Genomic DNA, 18,276 nt, shown 5'->3' on the forward strand with positions numbered 1-18,276 from the left:
CTTTGGCGATTCCCGCAAGTCGGCCGGCAGCGGCACTCGCGAGGCCGCCGCCCTTCGACGGCGCCATGTCGCGCGGACCGGTCCCGGCGCCCCCGCCGGCCCCCGCAGCGGCGCCCGCGCCGCCGCCGGCCTTCTCCGGCGATCCCCCAACGCCTTTGGGACCCACGCGGACCGGTCCCGGCGCCCCCGCCGGCCCCCGCAGCGGCGCCCGCGCCGCCGCCGGCCTTCTCCGGCGATCCCCCAACGCCTTTGGGACCCAGGCCCAGCACACCCTCCGGGGGGCGCGCCGACATCGGAGAAGTCTTGGCTGCATCACCCGCCTGCTTGACGGCGTTGGCGGCCTGACCGGCAGCGTCTTTGGCCGCGTTACCCAGCGCACCTGGGCCGCCTGCGGCTCCGGCCGGCGTGCTCGGTGCACCGGGGACCCCGGGTGGTACCGGGCTTTTCGGCATTCCGCCGAGATCAGGCCTGGGGCCAAGGCCGGCCAGAGACGATCCCAACGACGGACCGCCGAGCCCGCCCACGCCGCCGCCTGACGGGCCGCCTGACGGGCCACCGCCCGCACCGCCACCGAGGGGCGGTACGGGGCCGCCGCCCCGCGAGTCCGTGCCGGTAGGTCCGACGGGCACCGGCCCGACGCCGGGCTGGGCTCCGGTGGTGAACGCCGGATGGTTCTTGGCGATGCCGACGATGTTGGGGGCATAGGCCTCCTTCATCACCTTCTGCGCAAAGGTGGCGTACTCCCGTTCGATCTGGTCCTTGTGTTCCGGAAAGTGTGACAGGTCCGAGAAGTAGTTCTCCCGATTGTTCACGATGTTCTCGCGCGTGGCCATGATGGTTCGCGAGAACGCGTCCACGACAATGCTCATGGCGCCCGCTCCGCTGCCCGCGGCCTGCGGCTCGACGAACGACGACTCGAGGTTGGCCAGCGCAGCGTCGTGTGTGACGCCCGCCCAGCGGTCCTCTCTACCCTCCAAACTGGCCAAGTCGAGCCGGAAGTCCTGCACGGCGCTGACGATGGCGGAGCTGATCTCCTGCCACTTCCCGGTGAAGCTGGGGGCGACGTCCGCGTCAGCTCCCGAGATGTTCTGCCACGCCTGTTCGTAGGAAATGCCGTTGAAGTCCTCGACCGCGACGGTCGACGGGTCTTTGGCGTAGTCGCGGCCGTCGAGTTCCGGCAGACGGGTGTTCGGGTTGCGAGCTTGGATATCGGCGATCTTGCGGTTCTCGAGCCAGTGATCCGGGTCGAGGTCCTCCATGTCGTCGAAGATCGGGTCTGAACCCGCCGGGGGCATGCACATTGCGACTCCTCAGTGCGTTGACGGTCAGCCGGCCTGGTCCTCGGCCTGCATTCGCTTGTACGCCGCATCGACCGTCGCCTCGAACTCGTCGAGATAGTTCAGGTACTTGTCGAGAATCGTCACGATCCCCTTCGGACCGCTTACACCCAGAACCAGTTCAGCACGCGTCTGCTGAGCCGACCCCCAGTTCCCCACATTGCCCAGGTTCGCGAGGCTGATCGCCTTGTCACGTTGGGCTTTCAGCTCGCCCCGGTAGGCGTGGATCAAACCTGTGTACTCGCGATGCGCACTCTCGGACAGTTGCAGATCCGGCGGCCCCGACTCCTTGAGCGCCGACATCTGCAACTTCAGTTGGTCGATCGACATCCTGCTCCGCTCGATTCAGTCGTGATGCGCGGAAGCCCGGGTTCGACGCTGAACTCGGGCTTCCGCATCGTGATTGCCGGTTCAGAAGCCCCCGGCGAGCGAATGATCATGCTCCGCCGTCATCGCCTGACGGTCGACGGCGCCCTGCTGGGTCGCCTGGATCTCCAAGATCGTGGAGTCCAACTGCTGGGTTACCTGGATCTGTGCGCTCTGCAAGGCCGCTGCGGCTTCGCCTTCGTAGACATCCGCCAGCGCTGTGAAGACCGAGTTGACGTCCTCACGCAACGCGTTCGCATCGTTGAGAGTGGCCTTGATCGCGTCCAACTGGTCGTAGTTCGCGCCGTAGTTGTAATGAATGGTGCCTGACATGACTGCTTCCTTCCTACTCTGCTTCCAGATTGACGAGCGAGGTCATGTTGCTCTTGCCCGTTTCGGCGACTTGGGTCATTCGATTGATGATCGCGGTGAAGTCGTCGTTGTGCGCCTGCATCCGCTGGGCGAAGCGGCTTGCTTGGTCGCCCTGCCACGAACTGGACGTCATCTCGACAGTCCTGTCCTGCATCGACTGCCCGAGCAGACGCGCGCTGTTCATCGCCTCGTCAACCTGCGCGATCTTGGCCTGAGCCTCCTCAGGCGTGAGACTGGTGGCTCCACTCATTCCCTCTCTCCTTCTTTCGCTGGTGTCGTTCACTGGTGAATCCTCGGCGGTTTGGGCTACAGGCTCTCCCATCCCTCGTCGGGCAGGCCGACGAGCTGACCGACCGCCGCGGCGATCGCGCGGTCGGTCCCCGGTTTCAGGGTTGTCCAGAGCTGCCCGGTCGGAGAAGCGCTCGGGCTGGCAACAATTCGACCCCGCTTCGTGTAGAGAACCGCAACGGCGGCCGGGCCCCGCTCGATACGGTCCCGTTCAACGGCCAGAGCGAAGTAGACGATCTCGGCGAAGGCGCGCCGCGTCGCCAACGCGGACCCGATCAGGATCGCCGCCCGTGACTCGGCGCCCAGCGCGCACAGTCGGTCGGCGATCTGTGGTCCGTCGTGGGTGTCGCCGATACTTTCGACCATCGCGTCCAGCGGCGCGCCGACGGGCTCGATCGGAGCGGCATCCGCGGTGGGCAGCTCGGCGAGGACCGCCCGCGTGGCCGACCCCAAGTCGGCGTCCGGCAGGGGAGACAGCAGGTACCGGCTCCCCACACGGCGGGCCATCACCCCACGGGCGCCGCGCCGCGCGATTGACACGCGTGCGATGCCGTCCGGTGTCACCAACCGCATCGCGAGTTCGCGGTCGGGCCGCTGCAACACCGTCAGCAGTTCGGAGAGGTCGTCGTCGACGACATCACCGAAGATCAAGCCGCGTGCCGAGAGCCGGCCTGCGGCCGCGTCCAGCGTCGCACCACCGTGCCGCGGGGTCACAGCCAAGACTGTAGGTAGGCTCTGCACGCCGGCCATGCCGGCGACGAGCTGCACTTCGTCGTCGCTCAGCACGTACTCGAGATCACCGGTGACGCTCACGTCTGTGCGCTCCGGTCGTGCCCGATCACCGGCGGAGCCACCCACCGGTCGGCCACCTGCTCCAGATTCTGCTGCGACTCCTCTTCGGCGTAACGAGCAGGTTCGGGTTCGGCGGGGGCTGTGAGCTCGTCGAACATTCCCGAGTCTGGTCCCCAGCTGACGTTGGACACGACGAACGGAGCCTCGCTGTGCCCTGCGGACGGCAGCCACGGCACGTCGGCCTCCGACAGACCCGCACCCGGTTCCCCGGCTCCGGCCAGTGTTCCCGCCGACTGCGGTGACTCGTAATCGCGATCCTGGTCACCGCCACGGCCGAGCCCGGCCATCGGCGCGTATGGTGCGCCGCCCATTCCCGCCGCCGATGCGCCCCCGCCGAATGAGTTACGGTGCAATGCCTTCGGTTCTGTGCTGCCCTTGACGCCGCCCGCAGCCCATGGAGACAACGGCGTCGGCGTCGTGGTCGACCCGCCGCCACCCGCACCACCGCCGGCCGCATCTGCGGTGGCGGAGACCCGTTCGGCGGCCAGCGCGTCGCTCTTGCAGACATCCTGCGGTAGTGGCTGATCCCAGGGCTGCGCGAGATGAGCCACCGCGCCCTCGTACTGCCGCATCACCGCGGCGGCATCGGCGTGATCTGCCCTGGCCGCCTCGTCGAACTCGGCGAAGCGGCCAGTGAGGATCGCGCCGTTGTAGGCCGCCAACGACGCCATCATGTCGCCGGCGGCGCGGGCCTCCAACGCTTCCGACACCGTCGGCATCGCGAGAACCGCCACCGTGTTGGCCACCGCGGCCTCCTCGGCGCGCTGGCCATTGGCCGCGGCGCCGAGACTCACCGCCTGCAACCACCTGCCGAACTCTTCGAGTTTGCGTGCCACCGCGGCGGACGCCTCGCTGTCGAACGAGGCCTTCAGCCGCGTGACGATTATGTCGTAATCGGCTGCTACGGATGTCAACTCATTTGCCACCCGTACCCAGGCGGCGCCGGCGTCTCCGACCGTTCGGGGACCCGGGCCAGTGGTGAGATCACGGGCCAGCTGCTCAGTGCTGCGCGATTCCCAGACGACATCAGTGAAGCCCATCGTCTCACCTCCTTCCCACCTGCTGACGACGACTGTTTCCGTCCGGTCAGACGGTGAAGTCCTGATCTGCGGCCTCGACGTCATGGGCGTGCTTGCGCAGTGTGGCGGCGACTTCGCGGATCTCCACGATGCCCTTGTCCGACGCCTCGACAAAGGACCCTTGAACATGGTTGAGCGTCAGAGCAATTCGCTGCGAGACCTCGTCATCACCGGACGGTGTGACAGTGAGCTGTGGCGTCTCCGACTTCATCACCATCTCAACGCGATTCGCCAACTCGTCCAGTTGGCGGGTCGCTTCGGTGACCTCAGCCGGCTGAATCGACAGTCCGGTGCGATTGTCCATCTGCATACTCCTCGCCTAGATCCTCAGTTCGATGTCCGAATACTCATGCGGATCCGCCTCGCCGATCACGGGAGGCGCTACGGCGCCGAGGTCGCCGATGACCTCGCGTGTGCGCCTGCTGCTCTGCAGAAAGGTTGGGGCGCTGCGTACATACGCCGCGTCGGCCGGATCCGCCTCGTCTTCATTGCTCGCCGCACACACATCACACCCGCGGGTCAGCCGTTGTCCGCGGCGACGATGGCCGTCTTCGCCGCATCGGTGGCGCCGCCGATGGCCGAATGAAGACCACCGACCAGTAACGTGCCGGCCAGATTGCTCGCCTGGGCTGGACCGTAGGCGGCAAGGTAGCCGGCACCGATCGGTCCGACGGCCGCCGCCGCGGCCGCCAGCATCGCCGCCAAATCAGCCGAACCCACTGCACTGACGAGGGCTCCGGCCGTTTCGTTGGCAACCGAGAACACGTCCAAGCCGGACGGAACCGCGTGAAAGACCTCGGTCACGTTGTGCCTTTCTCTACGTCACTATCGGGGAAGTATGAACGCTGGAAAAGCCGCTGCGCGATTACCTTTTGGGTAGTCGTCGGGCGACGGATCCACGGCATTCAGCAGATCGAAACGGTCAGGGCGCTCCACGATCGCCGACCTGGCCGCGCAGGCGTTCCGGAAGCGCCCGGTGCTGTCGCCTCTCAACTGATACAGAGTGTATCGCCGAGAGGTGGGCTACGCAATATCAGACTTCGTGGGACGGAAGTGGTTCAAAACGACCGCTCGACAACGGATCCGTCGCGCACCATTGCGGGTGTCCTCGTGTGACGGCGCATCGCAATTGGTGAGCGGCGACCTCACCGGAGGCTGTGTCGGTGGATTGCGGAACGTCCGCCGCACAAGAAATACTCGGTGATACTCATGATCGGAACGTTTGAGGCGATGGTCCGGTAGCGGCGTGCCACCACGGGCGCGTCCCTTCCGTCGTCGGGACGCGCCCAGGCGGGCACGCCGGCCAGCCACACCTCCGCGGCTTCCTTGAAAGTCTCCATGCCGCTGGCAAGCATGACCTCACCGATGGGGCGCTTCGTTTCTGCCAAGATTCTGCGCACATCGGTCGGCAGATCATCCTCGGCGATCAGGGATTCAGCGGCGACGAAAGGGGTACCGGACCTGCGTCCCACCAGCTTGATCCGGCGTTGCACCACCGAGCCGATCGCGGACCCCCGGAACTCCGGGAAGTCAAGCGATGTCGGATGCCTTCGCTGATCGATGATCTCGACAGCGATTTCTTCGCCCGTGATGACCTCGAGGACGCGCGTCAGCGTGCCGTTCGTCGCCACCAGGATCCGCAGGTCTCGCTTCAGATCGCGAATGTCGGCTCGCGACAGATAGCAAAGTTGCATCCGAAACGTCTCCTCGTGCGATCCCGGCACTGCACCCGCTGGGAAGGAACTGGTTATCCCGCTTAGATTCTCAACTCGACATCCGGTGATTGATGCGGGTCGGCCTCACCGATCACGGGCGGGGCCACCCCGTCGAGATCCCCCACGATCTCCCCACCCTGGTTGCTCGTGTGCAGGAACGACGCGGCTGTGTGTCCATTCGCCGCGCCGGCACCGCCCAGCCCGGCCCCGGCCATCGGGGCGCCCATCATCGGACCGCCCATCGGCATCGGGGACGTGCCGACCCGGGTGGCAGACACAGGCCCGGATGTGGCCGCGGCAGACTGCGCCGCCGACGACATCGGAGGTAGCGCCCTCGACGCCGGGGTGCCTGCCGCTCCGGCCCCGCCGCCGGAGCCCACCGCAGCACCCGCGGCGCCGGGGGTGTGCGGTGGCGGCGACGTAGAGTCCCGCTGAGCATTCAGCTTCGGTTGATCGTCAGCGCTTTTCGGCCCGTTCTGGCCGGCCAGCGAGGTGAGTGGGCCGATCATGCCCGTAGCCATACCGGCAAGCGGGCCGATCATGCTGGACGCGAGCGCCGGCGCGGCGGCGACCGAAACGGGGGCGCCGATCGCCGATGTCGCAGCCGCCTCTGCGCCCAGAGTCGCCTGGGTTTCGGTGATGACCTCGACGGAGGCTGCGACGGCGCGGGCCGCCGCTGCGACGGCCGCAGCCCACCCCCACGGGAAGGCGATGCTGGGACCTATTGCCGCGATCGTGGCCTGGAACTCGCTGATGATGTCGATGTGACGCGCTCGCGCCTGGGCAACCACCGCAGCCGAGTTCGCCAGGCCGGCGCGCAGACCCGATGCTTGTGCGCTGACTTCAGAGCCGTTCGTAAGCGCCGCCCGAGCGGTGTCGGCGGCCGCCGTCCCGGACGCACCTTGCCAGTCGGCAGGCAGCCCACCGACGGCACGAGACACAGTCTTGGCGGCCGAGTCGAGTGCATCGGAGATTCCGCCGAACATCGACGTCGGATCCATGGAGTCGAACATTCCGCTTCCCAGGGTCCCCAGCGCGTCAGTCACCGGGCTGATCATCCCCATGGGATCCACCGGGCTCGCCGGAGCCGCGGCCGGATCGTCAGGCGCCGGTTCGCCATCGCGTTCCTCGGCCGACTTGTCGGCTGCTTGCTCAGCCGGCCGCGGGGCGGCGGGTGACGACAGTCCGAGCCGGTCCAGGATCGCTCGCGTCGGAAGGCTCAGGTAGTCGAGGAGGCCCGCCTCCTGCGCAGCGATCGCGGAGCTCGGGTCGAACCCGGGGAGCTGCCGTGCGAGTTCGCCTGTCGCACCGGACGACGACGCGTCGTTCACTTCTGTGCGCCTCCTCGCAGACGGTGACTAGGGCAGTATCAAATCCCCGCGAGCGCGGCGCGATTACGTGTCAGGTAATGCGCCGGCTCCGCCCCAGCGGTCCTTTCACAATTGGTGATACACGCTGTACCGTCGTGCTCGTGACGGAGCTCGAGGTGCCGCGGCCGCAGGAGCCACGACCACTAACGAGGTTCCGCTGTGGAACCGTCCCAGCACGTCAGCGGAGACTCGTGCAGAGCGCGCATCCGGGCGCCGAACTCGGCGGCGAGGAACCGCTGCCGGTCCGCTGCAACCTGCGCAGCGGCGGCGGCCGTCTCGATGATCATTCGCGCCAGCACGTCGGGGCCGGACGCCAAGGCCCGCGGGGTGAGCCACAACCCGGTCATCGCGCCCAGTCCGTTCACCTCTACGCTCACCGCGCTGTCCCGGCTCGTCACCCGTGCGGACACCGAATGGCAGTACTCGTCCATAGCGGCGAGGAGGTCGCGCTGCGCCAAGATCCGGGCTATCAGCGACTCGGCCAGGCCGGTCACGGCTGCTTGAACCACGTGTCGGGAAGCAGCTCGCTGTCGCCGTACAGCGCGGCCTCTGCGGTTTCCAGCTCCGCTTCGCTCGCCAATCCCAGGCGATCGGCGAGCGATGAGTCCATTTCGCCACCCTCCAGGCCTCGGCGGCGGGCGACCTGCTGGCGCGTCGCCGACACCCGGCACAACAGCAGGATCTCACGCGCTAGGTCCGCAGCGTCTCTGTCCAACTCGCGTCCGTCGATCTTCATCCGGACTGGAAGCCCGCGTTCTGTCGTGACCACGGCGATGCCGCCACCGGCGGAGCGAGTTGATTTTTCGACCATGCGGTCATCCTCCTGCGATTCGACTGCACAACAGATGTCGCCCAAGATAGCGCACATCGCACTTGATGCCGACATATCAACTGAATGGCTGTGGCGCATACAGCTTTTCGTTCGCAACGCGGAATTCGCGTTTCACGACAGGGAGGTTGACGGTGACTGACACCAGGGATGCCCAACGGGCTTTCGACGCCGGCGTTCTTTCCCTTGGCATCCCGATCGACGGTCTGGAGGCGGACCGGGACTTGGCCTATGCACGAATGGCATTCGCCCGCGCCACCGACCTCGACCCCACGATGTGCGATGCGTGGCTGGGCCGCGCCGCGGCAGGCGAGAACACGAGCGAGGTGATCTATCACCTTCACCAGACTCGGCGAACGTTGTTCCGCGAGCAACGACGGCTGGGACTGACGCCGCGCACGATGTCGGCGCGTTTCCAGACGGGCTTGTATCTCGACTACCCGCTGGCCGGCGTGGCGGACGTGTCGCTGGCCTACGCGGCGTCGTTGATCGAGAACAAGGACTTCGGCGACGCCGAGATCGTGCTCGACGAGCTCGGCGATGCCGGCGGGTCAGAGATCGCTGCCTACATGCGCGGCGTGCTGCACTTCACGACTCAGCGGTGGCCCGATGTCCTGACCGCGCTGGCGAAGTCGGCGTCGTTCACCGACGACTACCTCGCCGCGGGGGCGCATCTGATGGTCGGTTCGGCGTGCGCTCAGCTGGGTCTGTTCGGCGAGGGCATTCGTAGGCTCGATCAGGCCGCCGCGGGCCCGGTTCCGGCGGCCCGGCGCGCCGCGGAGTTCTGCAAGGGACTGACGGTGCGCGAGATGGGCAACGAGGAGCAGGCACGAGGCATCTTCGAGCGCATCTACAGCGAGCAACCAGATTTCGGCGCCAATGCCGCCGCTCTGCATGATCCCAACTATCGTCTCGTGATCACCAGCAAGGAGGAGATCGACTCGCGCCTCGACAAGTGGGACCCACTGAGCGCGCCCCGCAACGAGGACGAACTGCCGGTCACGCCCGCCGACCGGGGCAACCTGTATCTGGCCGAAGCACAGCGCGAACTGGATCGCCAAATCGGGCTGGCGAACGTCAAACTTCAGGTGGCCAAACTACGCTCGGCGGCCACGGTCGCGAAAGTCCGCTACGAGAAGGGGCTCAGTACCTCGGCCCGGACCCTCCATCTGGCCTTCACCGGCCCGCCCGGCACCGGCAAGACCACGATCGCGCGCGTGGTGGCGCAGACCTACTGCGGTCTCGGACTTCTGAAGACCCCCGCAGTGGTCGAGGCCAAGCGGCAGGACTTCGTCGGCCAGCACCTGGGGAGCACGGCTATTAAGAGCTCGGCGCTCATCGACAGCGCGATGGACGGCGTGTTGTTCATCGACGAGGCGTACACGCTGATCCAGACCGGCCTCTCCGGCGGCGACGCATTCGGTCGTGAGGCCGTGGATACGCTGCTGGCGCGCATGGAGGAGGACCGGGACCGCCTGGTGGTGATCATCGCCGGCTACGACGCCGAGATCGATCGGTTCCTCGCCGCCAACGAAGGATTGGCCTCACGCTTCACCAAACGCATTCGATTCGGTTCCTACACTCCCGACGAGCTCGGTGCCATCGGTCGGTTGATCGCCGCAGACCGCGACTCTGAGCTCACTGACGAGGCGTACCGGGAGCTGGTTTCTGCGTGCACCGGACTCTATGAGGCGCAGTCCACCGACCGGTCCGGTCACCACCGGCGCAGCATTGACCTGGCCGGCAATGGACGGTTTGTCCGTAATGTGATCGAAGCCGCCGAGGAGGAGCGGGAGTTCCGGCTCAGCGAGCGGTACGGATCCGATCTGAGCGGACTCGGCGAAGCCGATCTGATGCGGATAGACATCTCTGACATGGCGGCCGCACTGGACGGGGTCATGGGAGCGCTGGGCTTCCCGCGCTTCGACAGCCGGGCGCGGCGGTAGCGGCGCGTCATGCGGGACAATCGCAACGGATACCCGGCACCGCACGAGTGGGCGCCGAATGGGCACTCGCCGACCAACGACGAGCTCGGCCTGATCAGGCAGGCCCGGCCGGCCCCCGAGAAGGGCTGGCGCCGAGCACTGCACCGCGCCAGTCTGGGCACCGTCAATCCCGGCGCCTCGCAATGGGAAATTCGGCGCAACCACTTCTTCGACATGATCAACAGACCGGTCCGCGGTGCGTACAGCATCGCGGTGCTGTCGATGAAGGGCGGCGTCGGGAAGACAACCGTCACCGTGGGCCTCGGCGCGACACTCGCCTCGCTCCGCGGTGACCGGGTTATCGCGGTGGATGCAAATCCCGACTTCGGAACGCTCGGACAGCGCGGTCCGGACGAAACTCGTTCGACGGTGCGTGATCTCCTCAGCGATGAATTCGTGGCCCGATACTCCGACGTCCGTCGGCACACCTCACAAGGCTCGAGTCGGCTGGAAATCCTGGCTTCCGAGCGCGATCCAGCAATATCGGAGGCCTTCTCGGACGCCGACTACCATGCCGTGCTGGCCGTGTTGCGTCGGTTCTACAACATCATTCTCACCGACTGTGGCACAGGGCTGGTCCATTCGGCGATGGCCGGCGTGCTCGACCAGGCAGATGCGCTGGTGCTGGTCGCTTCACCCGCGATCGACGCCGCGCGCAGCGCACTGGCGACGCTGGATTGGCTCAACCACCACGGCTACGCGCACCTGGTTCCGCGCGCGGTGGTCGTATTCAGCATGGCCCGACCCGGTCAGGTACCGGTGGACATGAACCGCATGTCCCGCCCGTTCCTCACCCGAGTGCGCGCTCTGCATCAGCTCCCGTTCGACGACCATCTCGCCGAGGGATCGGAGATCTCGGTGGACCTGCTCTCCGGCAAGACCCGTGACGCGTTCATCGAGCTTGCCGCCTCCGTCGCCGACGGATTCGCCTTCGAACATCAGCGTCGGGGCAGCTTCAGCGGCTAGACATCCCGACACCGGCGGCTGTTCACTCCCCGTTCGCGTGGCTGTCACACGTCCGTCTCGTCTGTCCACGAGTGTGGTGGTGTTCGAAATGCGCTGCGCTGGACCGCTTCTGCGGTCGATCAGGATGCCGAGCGCTTGGTACGCGGAGGATTTGCTGGTGGACGTCGTCATACCGACTGGGCTGCAGTGGGTCGCCTACCTGGCCGGCCAGCAGTGGCCGCAGGGTAGCGAGTCGGGGATGCGGCGCATCGGTGCCGTTCTGGAGGAAGGTGGTCGCGACATGACGGCGTTGATCCCCGATCTTCGACGGGTTCGGGCGCGTACGGGTCTAGTGCTCAATGGCGCAACCGCAGCAGCCGCGGACGAGCAGTTCTCCTTACTTTTCGACGGCGAGCACTCGGTGGAGAAGCTGGCCGACGCGTTGTCGGCACTCGGCACCCTCGCCGAGACATGCAGCACGGACATCGAATACGCGAAGTTGTGGATAGTCACCACACTCGGCATCGCCGCCACCGAGATCCGTCTTGCGATCGCCGATGCGCAATGGACCGGGGGCGGGTCGCTCGCGGCGATTCCTGTCGTCGAAGCGGTGACGGTCGCGTCGATCCGCGCTTTGGTCAACAGACTTGGCGCGCGCATCGGCACCGCCGTGGCTCGAGCACTCGACAAGACCATGGTCAAACAGCTTCTCGTCAAGGGCCGCCAGGACCTGACCAAAGCGCTCGGCCAGAGCGTCGCGATCCAGGCGTACCAGATCGCTGCCGGTCATCGCGGGACGCCCGACACCGCGTTGCTGGCTCACCTCGCCGTTGTCTACGGCGTGAGCGGCGCTGTGCAGAAACCGGTGGCGACGTTGGCGGGCGGGCTGCTCGGCCCTGGGGGTTCGGTCGCGGCGCGCGCCGCGAAAGGCGCAGCAACGGACGCCGTCGCCGCCGGAGTCGGGCGGACCGCCGGCATCGTCGCCGGCGGCGGTCAGCTCGACCCTGTAGCCGTGCTCGGCGCCGGAGCCAAGAGCGGTATCAAGGGCGGCGTCACCGGATCCTCGTCCGCGAGCGCGGCCTTATAGGCGGACGGCTCGATCGCAGCGCAGCATCTTATAGCCGGCGTTCTGATTCGCCTGTCTCAGCGTCGACGCGTCCACGTGCGCGGCGCACCGCCCAGTAGGTCACGAGGAGTGCCACGGCGAGCAGTGGATAACCCATCGCGATCCGCGCGAAGGCCAGCCAGCCGGTGAAACCGCTGTCGTAGAGCCACTCCTGGACGGCGAACCTCGCGGCGAACACCGCCACGAACGCGAGACTCGCCACATCGAACGCGTGGACGGCACGCTTGTCCGTACGCCATGACCGGTTCGGATCACGGCTGGTGAGCAGGTTCCAGATCACCCCGACCAACGGCCGTCGCACCAGCACGGAGACCGCGAACGCCACTGCGAGCACCAGACTCACCCAGATGCCCGGTAGGAAGTAGCCTTCGGCGGACCCGGTGTACAGGGCGATCAGCGCCGCGAGAACGACACCGAACAGTCCCGAGACCGCCGGCTGGACCGCCTCCTTGCGGATCGCCCTCAACACGATCAGGCCGACAGCCGCGCCCACCGCGGCCAGAGCCGCCGCGTTCAGGCCCGCGACCGCATTGACGATCACATAGACGAAGGTGGGGACACTCGCGTACACCAGCCCCGACACCCCGCCCATCCGGTCCAGCAGTGTGACTTCGGTGTGCTCCCCGGTTTCCGCTGCGTTCCCGGCTGCGTTCCCGGCTGCGGTGATGTGCTCGTGTGTCATGGCACCGAGTGGACACTCGGACGTTGCGGCATGGTCAAGTCGGCTCGTCGTGAAGCAGAATGGGCCGGTGGCGTGGAGCACCCGGGAGATCGCCGAACTCGCAGGCACCAGCCTGCGGGCGGTACGGCACTACCACCAGGTCGGGTTGCTCGCCGAGCCCGAACGTCGTTCCAACGGCTACAAGCAGTACGGCGTCGCCCACCTCGTCCGGCTGGTGCGGATCAAGCGGCTCACCGACCTGGGGTTCTCGCTGCCCCAGATCGCCGCCATGGGCGACACCGATGACCATCCCGAAGAAGCCCTGCGGGATCTCGACGCCGAGCTCGCCGGCACGATCGAACGGCTGCAGCGGGCGCGCGACGAGCTCAGCCTCATCTTGGAGCGCTCCGCACCGACCGACCTGCCGCCGGAGTTCGTCCCGCCGGACGCGGTGGCCAAGCTGTCCGACGCCGATCGCTCACTGGTCGTCGTCCTGACCCGGGTCCTCGGGCCGAAAGGCATGGAGGTCTACGCCGACCTTCTGCAGAATGCTCCCGACGAGCCATCGGTCTCCGCCTTCGACCACCTGCCCGTCGACGCTGATGAGTCGACGCGCCAGGACATGGCCGAACGCATCGTCCCCTACATTCGCGCGCTCTATGCGGCGCACCCCGGCCTGCGCGACGTCCGCACGGACGCACCCGGCGGGGCGCGCTTCGCCGACGAGACGATCGCTGAGGCGATGTCGGAGCTGTACAACTCCGCGCAGCTCGACGTGCTCGGCCGGGCGGGGCGGATCCTGCGGGCCTCAGCCCCCTAGGGCCGGCATCGGCAGGGGTGCGAGCCGGTAGCTGGGCGGCTCCGTGCCGTGCAGGTGCCGGACGAAGTAGTCCCAGGTGCGGCGGAAGAAGTAGTGCTGGCGACCGACGAGGGCGTGTTCGGCGCCCGGGATGATGAGTAGGTCGAAGTCTTTGTCCGCCTTGATGAGCGCATCGACCAGGCGAAGCGTCTGGTAGTGGTGTGCGTTGTCATCGAGCTCGCCGTGTATGAGCAGCAGCTTGCCGCGGAGATTCTCCGCGAGGGTCGTGTTGGAGATCGCCCGCATGCCCTCGGGGCTCACGTCACCGTGGTAGTGCTCGGCCCACATGGCGAGGTTCACACCGCTGTCATGATTGCCGGAGACCGCGACGGCGACCCCGTAGAAGTCGGGGTACAGCAGTAGGGCCCGCGCGGCAGCGAAGGCGCCCGCGGATTGACCGGTGATGCCGACCCGGCTCGTGTCGAGCCATAGATACCGGTGCCCCAGTTGGCGGATGGTGGCGATGTGGTCGTCCAGAGCACCGGCGTTGCCGAGGTCGCCGTAGGAGTGGTCGTGAAATGCCTTGCTGCGTCCGGCGCTGCCGCGTCCGTCGACCGCGACCACCGCGAAGCCAAGCGCGGCGTACGCTTCGGGCTCGCCGTAGTGCGGCTCGTTGAACGACGGGCCCGCCCGGTAGACCTGCGGTCCGGGGTAGATGTGTTCGATCACCGGGTACCGCCGCTGCGGGTCGAAATCGTGCGGGCGCCAGAACAGTCCGTAGATCGGCGTCTTGCCGTCCGCGGCGGTCGCCCGGAACCGTTCCGGCGGCGCCCATCCGAGGGTTTCCAGGGCGTCCGCGGTCGGGCTCTCGAGCTCGACCAGAACCTGCCCGTCGCGATCGAGCACCTCGGCGCGGGGCGGTCGGCTCGGCGAGGACGCCCGGTCGACGATGTACCCGCCGCCGGGCGGGCTGACGGCGTCATGGTCGAGGTCGTCGTCGGTGAGCCTGGTGAATCCGGTTCCGTCTAGGGCGATCCGGCAGATCTGGCGGACGTAGGGGTCGTCGTCGACGAGACCGCCTGCGACGAACCAGACCTGCCTGCGGTCCTCGTCGACCCACAGCACCTGACGGACGAGCCACTGCCCGGTGGTGACCTGGGTGATCTGCTCCCCGTCGGCCGAGTAGAGGTACAGGTGTCCCCACCCGTCGCGCTGTGACCACCACAGGATCTCGCCGGAGTCCAGGATGTGCACCATCGGCGGCTCACCCAGCTGCGGGGTCGGGTCGACGCGGGTCCTCCCGGTCTCTTCGATCAGCGTCGTGGATTCGCCCGTGGCCGGGTCGAGGCGGCGCAGTTCCAGGGTGCGGGCGTCGCGGGAGTGGTGCAGGTAGTGCACGGCATGACCGGCCTTGCCCGTCCACCAGGCGTAGACGATGGCGGTCGGGTGCATGATCGTGGTCGGCTCGTTCTGCTGCCGGACCACGGTGCCGTTGACGACGTCCAGCACGGTCCACGACAGTGTCGCCTGATCCGGCTCGCCGGGCATCGTGTACCGGGTGCGGTGCTCGACCGGCCGGCCGCCGTCGGATGGCGCCGATTCGATCAGGACCAGCTCGGGCAGGTCGCGTTGATCGATGCGGTGCACCAGGATTCGGGTGGAGTCCGGCGACCACGAGACGACGAACGGCGCGGGCAGACCGAGCATCCGCATCAGCGCCCGCGCCCCGGTCGCCTCGGGTAGTCCGCCGTAGTCGAACTGTGGCTCGGCATCGTCGGTGAGCGCGAACTCCTGCCCACCGTCACGCCTTCGGACCCAGATGTCGCCGTCGCGGCGGAACGCCGCCCATAACTTGTCCGGGGACTGCACCTCGCCGAACGCGGGTGGGTCGGCATCGACCGGCAGGCACGTGCCCGCGTCGTCCGACCATTCCCATCGCGACTCGAACGCGGTGAATTGCAACGTGTCCCCGATCTCGACCGCAGTGATCGGCAGATCGTCTGCCGTCACCGCGTGTCCGGACGCCGTCGACAACGCGGAAGCCAGCCGGTCGTGGTCGAACGCGTCGCGCCGGGCGCCGTTGCCGGGATCCGCCATGACGAAGCGTGACCCCGCCTGGTACCAGAAGCGTCTGCCGTCGTCGATCCACTGTGGCCGCACGGAACTGCCGGGCAACCGGCGCATCCGGTAGGGGCCGAGCATCTGTTCGGCGCGTGCGTAGTCGGCGTGCGTCACGTGGTGTGGGGTCTGTGCCGCTGGGTCTGGTGTCACGACTCCGAGGAGACACCCGGACGTAGCGGCATGGTCAACCTCGTCCGGTACACCTGATCGTGTGATCTGATATCAGATCACCTCTACTAATTCTGATTCGGGCGATCTACGGTCGGTACATGTCAACCGCGGCGCGGCCGGAGTCCTTCACCAGAACAGCGCGCAGGGCACAGATCGTCGGCTGCGCGATCGAGGTGATCGCCGAGGTCGGATATCCGCAGGCGTCGATCCGCAAGATCGCCGATCGGGTCGGGATCGCGATGAGCGCGGTCCTCTACCACTTCGGTAGCAAGGACAACCTCGTCGACGCCATCGTCGAGCACATGTACCGCTCGATGCTCGCGATCGTCGTTCCGGCGGTGGACGCGGAGTCCACGGCTGCGGGCAAGCTCGACGCTTACATCCGTTCCACCATCGGGTATTTCGGGACACACCGGGTGGCACTCGTGGCGCTGACCTCCACGGCGACGAGCTTCCAGCCCGGTGACGGGCGCCGCGTCGAGGAGCTGGGGCTCAGCGACGAGCTCGCCGAGCAGTTGGCCCGGCTGGACCCGCTGGCGATCCTGCGGGCGGGTCAGCGGGCCGGCGAGTTCGGCGAGTTCCCCGCCGAATCGATGGCGATCGCGCTGCGCGGCGCCGTCAACGCCGTCGTCGAGAAGATCCTGCGCGACCCCGGGTACGACGCGCGCGGGTACGGCGAAGACCTGGTCGAAATCTTCGGCCGCGCCGTCGGCGGTTCGCGGTGAGCACTGTCGCGATCGCCGCGGTCGGCAGCCGAGGCGACGTCGCGCCGCTCACCGGTGTGGGGGTGCGCCTGCGGGCGGCCGGTCACCGAGTCGTGGTGGCCGCGTACACACCGTTCGCGGCGCTGGTCACCAACTGCGGGCTGGAGTTCCGCGACCTGCCCGCCGACTTCACCCCCGGCGCCGACCACGCCGACGCCACCTCGAGGGAGACCTTCGCCGCGGTGTTCGGACGGCGCGGGGTGCGGGACACGGGCCGGCTCGTCCTCGAAGCCCTCGGCGATGTGCCGGCCGACGTCCTGCTGCTTCCGCCGCTGGCGGAGTTGGCGGGCCATCCCCTCGCCGAGGCGAAGGGAATCCCGGCCCTGGGGGTGCGACTGCAGCCGTTGTCGGCCACCGCGGCGTACCCGCCATCCGTACTCGGCGCCTGGTCGGCGGGAAGACGAGGCAACCGGTTCGCCGCCGATGCCGGCGCGTGGGTGGTCGACCACCTCTACGGCGGAGTCGTCGCCGGGTTCCGCCGCGACCTCGGGCTGCCCGACATCCCGGCGCGGACACTTCGACGCCACCGCACCGACATGCGATGGCCTGTGCTGCACGGCTATTCGCCCACCATTCTGCCATGGCCCGCCGACTGGCGACCCGGCCTGGAAACGGTGGGGTACTGGTGGCCGCCGCTCGATCCGGGCTGGCAGCCACCGCGGGTGCTCACCGACTTCCTCTCCGCGGGCCCGGCCCCGGTGTTCGTCGGCCTGGGCAGCACGGTGGTCACCGTGCCTCGCGCCCGACAGCTGGCCGAGATCATCACGCGCGCGCTGCGACAGGCAGGTGTGCGCGGAGTCGTCCAGCCCGGCTGGGCGGGTCTCGCGGTGCACGGCGACGATGTGCTGACGATCGGTGAAGCGCCCCACGAATGGCTCTTACCGCAGATGAGTGCGGTCGTCCAGCATTGCGGCGCAGGGACCACCGCGGCCGCGCTCCGAGCAGGCGTTCCCACGATCGCCGTGCCCGGCCCCGTCGGCGATCAGCCGTTCTGGGCACGTCGGCTGGCCGAACTCGGTGCCAGCGCCGCGACGATCCCGCAGCGCACACTCACCGCGGACAATCTCGCCGAGGCGATCCGGATGGCTGTGAACAACCACGAATTGCGTCGCACCACAGCGCGACTCGCTGATCGCATCGCCGGCGAGGACGGTGCGGCGCGTGTTGTCGCTGTCGTCGAATCCCTGCTCGACCCGTCCACTCACCAGGAGAACACATGGCCGCAGATCCGGAACTCGTCCGAGCGATCATCACCGCAGGAGCACTCGCCGGAGGCGGGATCATGATGGCCGGCGGAGCCATCGGGGCCGGCATCGGCGACGGCATGGCGGGAGCGCAACTCGTCGCGGGCGTCGCACGCCAACCCGAAGCGCAGTCACGGATGTTCACGCCGTTCCTGATCACCGTCGGTCTCGTGGAGGCCGCGTTCTTCATCAACGTCGCATTCATGGCGCTGTTCGTATTCGCCACTCCGGGACTGTAGGCCGCGCGGCGAC

General features: G+C 67.7%; 19 protein-coding genes and 2 pseudogenes. 7 read left to right on the top strand and 14 right to left on the bottom strand.

Annotated elements, in window-relative coordinates; genetic code table 11:
* The 12 genes and pseudogenes from H7I41_RS10595 to H7I41_RS10650 all read right to left on the bottom strand — a co-directional run.
* Positions 1-1,301 (bottom strand): annotated as a pseudogene (locus H7I41_RS10595) (hypothetical protein); the annotation flags it as partial.
* 24 nt (positions 1,302-1,325) lie between these two features.
* Positions 1,326-1,667, bottom strand: a complete 342-nt coding sequence (locus H7I41_RS10600; RefSeq protein ID WP_264012535.1) for a hypothetical protein — start codon at positions 1,665-1,667, stop codon at positions 1,326-1,328.
* Positions 1,668-1,748: 81 nt separating this feature from the next.
* Entirely contained in the window at positions 1,749-2,036 is a 288-nt protein-coding gene (locus tag H7I41_RS10605) for a hypothetical protein (protein ID WP_264012536.1), read from the bottom strand.
* Positions 2,037-2,049: 13 nt separating this feature from the next.
* Positions 2,050-2,325, bottom strand: a complete 276-nt coding sequence (locus H7I41_RS10610; RefSeq protein ID WP_264012537.1) for a WXG100 family type VII secretion target — start codon at positions 2,323-2,325, stop codon at positions 2,050-2,052.
* A gap of 56 nt (positions 2,326-2,381) precedes the next feature.
* The gene (locus H7I41_RS10615) at positions 2,382-3,176 is read right to left on the bottom strand and encodes an ESX secretion-associated protein EspG (protein WP_264012538.1); all 795 of its coding nucleotides are present in this window, start codon (positions 3,174-3,176) and stop codon (positions 2,382-2,384) included.
* Entirely contained in the window at positions 3,173-4,255 is a 1,083-nt protein-coding gene (locus H7I41_RS10620; RefSeq protein ID WP_264012539.1) for a PPE domain-containing protein, read from the bottom strand. Before H7I41_RS10620 ends, H7I41_RS10615 begins: the two co-directional genes overlap by 4 nt.
* A gap of 46 nt (positions 4,256-4,301) precedes the next feature.
* Positions 4,302-4,598 (bottom strand): PE domain-containing protein, encoded by a 297-nt coding sequence (locus H7I41_RS10625; RefSeq protein WP_264012540.1) that lies wholly within the window; start codon positions 4,596-4,598, stop codon positions 4,302-4,304.
* A 215-nt stretch (positions 4,599-4,813) separates the two neighbouring features.
* Positions 4,814-5,098, bottom strand: a complete 285-nt coding sequence (locus H7I41_RS10630; RefSeq protein WP_264012541.1) for a hypothetical protein — start codon at positions 5,096-5,098, stop codon at positions 4,814-4,816.
* Between the two features lie 341 nt (positions 5,099-5,439).
* Positions 5,440-5,988, bottom strand: a complete 549-nt coding sequence (locus H7I41_RS10635) for a chorismate--pyruvate lyase family protein (protein ID WP_264012542.1) — start codon at positions 5,986-5,988, stop codon at positions 5,440-5,442.
* Positions 5,989-6,050: 62 nt separating this feature from the next.
* Positions 6,051-7,340, bottom strand: coding sequence for a hypothetical protein (locus H7I41_RS10640; RefSeq protein WP_264012543.1), 1,290 nt, complete (start codon positions 7,338-7,340; stop codon positions 6,051-6,053).
* Positions 7,341-7,522: 182 nt separating this feature from the next.
* On the bottom strand, positions 7,523-7,873 hold the full coding sequence (locus H7I41_RS10645) for a YbaB/EbfC family nucleoid-associated protein (protein WP_264012544.1): 351 nt from the start codon (positions 7,871-7,873) through the stop codon (positions 7,523-7,525).
* Positions 7,870-8,235, bottom strand: coding sequence for a hypothetical protein (locus H7I41_RS10650; RefSeq protein ID WP_264012545.1), 366 nt, complete (start codon positions 8,233-8,235; stop codon positions 7,870-7,872). Before H7I41_RS10650 ends, H7I41_RS10645 begins: the two co-directional genes overlap by 4 nt.
* 107 nt (positions 8,236-8,342) lie before the next feature.
* On the opposite strand from H7I41_RS10650, the gene eccA reads away from it, so the two are divergent.
* From eccA to H7I41_RS10665, 3 genes and pseudogenes are all read left to right on the top strand, one after another.
* Positions 8,343-10,154 carry a type VII secretion AAA-ATPase EccA gene (gene eccA, locus H7I41_RS10655; protein WP_264012546.1) on the top strand — a complete coding sequence of 604 codons (1,812 nt, stop codon included), beginning with the start codon at positions 8,343-8,345 and terminating at the stop codon, positions 10,152-10,154.
* A gap of 33 nt (positions 10,155-10,187) precedes the next feature.
* A pseudogene (locus H7I41_RS10660) lies at positions 10,188-11,159 on the top strand (MinD/ParA family ATP-binding protein); the annotation flags it as partial.
* Between the two features lie 157 nt (positions 11,160-11,316).
* Positions 11,317-12,225, top strand: coding sequence for a WXG100-like domain-containing protein (locus H7I41_RS10665; protein ID WP_264012547.1), 909 nt, complete (start codon positions 11,317-11,319; stop codon positions 12,223-12,225).
* Between the two features lie 28 nt (positions 12,226-12,253).
* Here H7I41_RS10665 and H7I41_RS10670 read toward each other — a convergent pair whose 3' ends face one another.
* Positions 12,254-12,946, bottom strand: coding sequence for a DUF3159 domain-containing protein (locus H7I41_RS10670; protein WP_264012548.1), 693 nt, complete (start codon positions 12,944-12,946; stop codon positions 12,254-12,256).
* 67 nt (positions 12,947-13,013) lie between these two features.
* Here H7I41_RS10670 and H7I41_RS10675 point away from each other — a divergent pair, with 67 nt between their 5' ends.
* Positions 13,014-13,745 carry a helix-turn-helix domain-containing protein gene (locus H7I41_RS10675; protein ID WP_264012549.1) on the top strand — a complete coding sequence of 244 codons (732 nt, stop codon included), beginning with the start codon at positions 13,014-13,016 and terminating at the stop codon, positions 13,743-13,745.
* Here the strand turns inward: H7I41_RS10675 and H7I41_RS10680 are convergent.
* Entirely contained in the window at positions 13,734-15,926 is a 2,193-nt protein-coding gene (locus tag H7I41_RS10680) for a S9 family peptidase (RefSeq protein WP_276008621.1), read from the bottom strand. The genes H7I41_RS10675 and H7I41_RS10680 overlap by 12 nt on opposite strands.
* 188 nt (positions 15,927-16,114) lie before the next feature.
* Between H7I41_RS10680 and H7I41_RS10685 the strand changes: the two genes are divergently transcribed.
* From H7I41_RS10685 to H7I41_RS10695, 3 genes are read left to right on the top strand one after another with little or no spacing between them, the layout of a single operon-like run.
* Positions 16,115-16,741: a TetR/AcrR family transcriptional regulator gene (locus H7I41_RS10685; protein WP_264012551.1), complete on the top strand. Its 627-nt coding sequence runs from the start codon at positions 16,115-16,117 to the stop codon at positions 16,739-16,741.
* Positions 16,738-18,066 carry a glycosyltransferase gene (locus tag H7I41_RS10690; RefSeq protein ID WP_264012552.1) on the top strand — a complete coding sequence of 443 codons (1,329 nt, stop codon included), beginning with the start codon at positions 16,738-16,740 and terminating at the stop codon, positions 18,064-18,066. The genes H7I41_RS10685 and H7I41_RS10690 overlap by 4 nt, the downstream gene beginning before the upstream one ends.
* Positions 17,997-18,263 carry a F0F1 ATP synthase subunit C gene (locus H7I41_RS10695; RefSeq protein ID WP_264012553.1) on the top strand — a complete coding sequence of 89 codons (267 nt, stop codon included), beginning with the start codon at positions 17,997-17,999 and terminating at the stop codon, positions 18,261-18,263. The genes H7I41_RS10690 and H7I41_RS10695 overlap by 70 nt, the downstream gene beginning before the upstream one ends.
* Positions 18,264-18,276 lie beyond the last annotated feature (13 nt).

The sequence above is a fragment of the [Mycobacterium] manitobense genome, from assembly GCF_025821665.1.
GTDB classification, from domain to species: domain Bacteria; phylum Actinomycetota; class Actinomycetes; order Mycobacteriales; family Mycobacteriaceae; genus Mycobacterium; species Mycobacterium arseniciresistens.